Source organism: Pseudonocardia sp. SID8383 (assembly GCF_009864975.1).
Taxonomy (GTDB): domain Bacteria; phylum Actinomycetota; class Actinomycetes; order Mycobacteriales; family Pseudonocardiaceae; genus Pseudonocardia; species Pseudonocardia alni.
This window is the reverse complement of record NZ_WWFY01000705.1, coordinates 1-2,121: the sequence shown is the minus strand read 5'-3', so window position 1 is coordinate 2,121 and position 2,121 is coordinate 1. Positions and strand designations below refer to the sequence as shown.

Below are 2,121 nucleotides of genomic sequence, written 5' to 3'. Positions count from 1 at the left end.
GGCGGGCCCGGCGGCGGCCCAGGCCCCGATCCGGGCGACGGCGTCGCGCGGCGTGACCGGCTCGACCCGCCACGCCTCGGCGTAGAACAGGGCGGTCGACTCGGCCTGCGGGAAGGCGAAGACCGTCCCGGCCTCCGCCAGCAGGTCGTGCGCACCCGCGCGGGGCGCGTCGTCGCCCGCCGGGTCGGTACCGAGCACCACCAGGTCGTGGCTCATCGCATGTCCTCCTCGAGGGTCCGCGCCCTCATCAGTGGGAATCCGCGACGACGGGCAGTGTCCTGGCTCCCGGATCGGTACGCCCTCCCCGGCCTTCCCACCCTCGCGGGCGGTGGCGCCGGTGTGGGGAGGGCACTCCCCGGTGACAGTGGCGGGACCGCGCCGGACTCGCACCGGCTTCCTGTTCCGTCGTCGGCCGGAGCCCATCACGCGACCGGGTCAGCGGTCAACCGTCCCGCGCCCGGCCACTCCCCGCAGATGGTCGAGCAGGTCGTGCTCGGTCAGCGTCCCGAGCAGCGGCCCGTCCGGCCCCTCCCGCACGGGCAGCGCCGCCCCCCGGTGCGCGGCGAGCACCCCGAGGACGTCGTGCACGGAGCCGTCCGGGTCCAGGACGGGCAGCTCCGGGTCGGGCGTCGTGCCGTCGGCGGGCCGCATCACCTGGGCGACGACGACCCGGCGCAGCGCCTCGTCGGTCGGGGTGTCGGCGGCGAGGTCGATCCCGCGTCGCAGCAGCTTGAGCGTGTAGATGTTGTCCCGCGACACCAGGTTGGACAGGCCGGTGGCCAGGACGACGGCGGCCATCAGCGGCAGGATCAGGGCGTACTCGCCGGTGAGCTCGAACACGATGAGCACCGCGGTGATCGGGGCGTGCGCGGCCCCCGCGAACACCGCCGCCATGCCGACCAGGCCGAACGCGCCGGGGTGCAGGTCGAGCGCCGGGAACAGGGCCGCGGCGGCGTAGCCGAAAGCGGTCCCGGCGGTGCCGCCGACGAACAGCGACGGCGCGAAGACGCCGCCGGACCCGCCGATGCCGATGGTGAGACTGGAGGCGAGGATCTTCCCGACGACGAGCAGGAGCAGGAACCCGACGACGTACCGGCCGCCGATCGCGGCCTCCAGCACCGGGTAACCCACGCCGTACATCTGGGGCAGCGCCAGCAGCAGCGCGCCGAGCAGCAGCCCGCCGACGGCCGGGCGCAGCCACTCCGGGCCGCGCCAGACGGCGTCGCAGGCGTCCTCGACGGCGTAGAGGATGCGGGCGAAGGCCCACCCCAGCAGCCCCGCGAGCAGCCCGAGCAGCGCATAGAGCGGCAGCTGGGCGGGGCTGCCCAGGTCGAAGTGCGGCAGGGTCAGGATCGCGCGGTCCCCGGCGATCACCTCGGCGACGACGTTCGCGACCACGGAGCTGATCACCAGCACGCCGAAGGCCTCGGCGCTGAACGACCGCAGGATCAGCTCCAGGCCGAACACCACCCCGGAGATCGGGGCGTCGAACGTCGCGGAGATCCCGCCCGCGGCGCCGCAGGCGACCATCAGGACCAGCCGGGTGGCGGGCACCCGCAGCCACTGCCCGATGGCCGAGCCGAGCGCGGAGCCGATCTGCACGATCGGGCCCTCCCGGCCGACGGAGCCGCCGGTGCCGATGCAGATCCCCGACGCGAGCGCCTTCACCGCGGGGACGGTGGCCGGGATCCGCCCGCCCCGGCGCGCGACGGCGAGCATCACCTCCGGCACCCCGTGCCCGCGGGCCTCCGGCGCGAACCGCTGGACCAGCGGGCCGTACACGAGGCCGCCGAGCACCGGGGCGACGAGCAGGAACCAGACCCCCAGCCCGGGCAGGTGCGGCGAGGCGACCCGGCCGGCGTCGGAGAAGTCCTCCCGACCGGTGACCAGCCAGGTGACACCGAGGATCAGCTCGTGGAACAGCACCGACCCGATGCCGGCACCGATCCCGATGACCGTCGCCAGGCCGATGAGCCCCGGCCGGGTGCCGACGAGCGCGCGGTGCAGCGCGCGGACCGCGGTCACCGGGCACCGTCCTCTGCGGGCACGGGCGCGACGGCCCAGTCGGTCTCGCCGACCTCGCCCGCGGCCTCCGCGAAGCGGCGCAGCGCGTCGCGGACC

Annotated in this window: 2 protein-coding genes and 1 riboswitch; both genes read right to left on the bottom strand. The window is 75.6% G+C overall.

Annotation, left to right across the window (positions count from 1 at the left end; genetic code table 11):
• Positions 1-216: hypothetical protein (locus GTW08_RS16965; protein WP_161152213.1), on the bottom strand; the 216-nt coding region annotated here is incomplete at its 3' end.
• Between the two features lie 34 nt (positions 217-250).
• A riboswitch (cobalamin riboswitch) is annotated at positions 251-439 on the bottom strand.
• Positions 436-2,025, bottom strand: coding sequence for a chloride channel protein (locus GTW08_RS16960; RefSeq protein ID WP_139282698.1), 1,590 nt, complete (start codon positions 2,023-2,025; stop codon positions 436-438). (Overlaps the previous riboswitch by 4 nt.)
• Between the last annotated feature and the right edge of the window lie 96 nt (positions 2,026-2,121).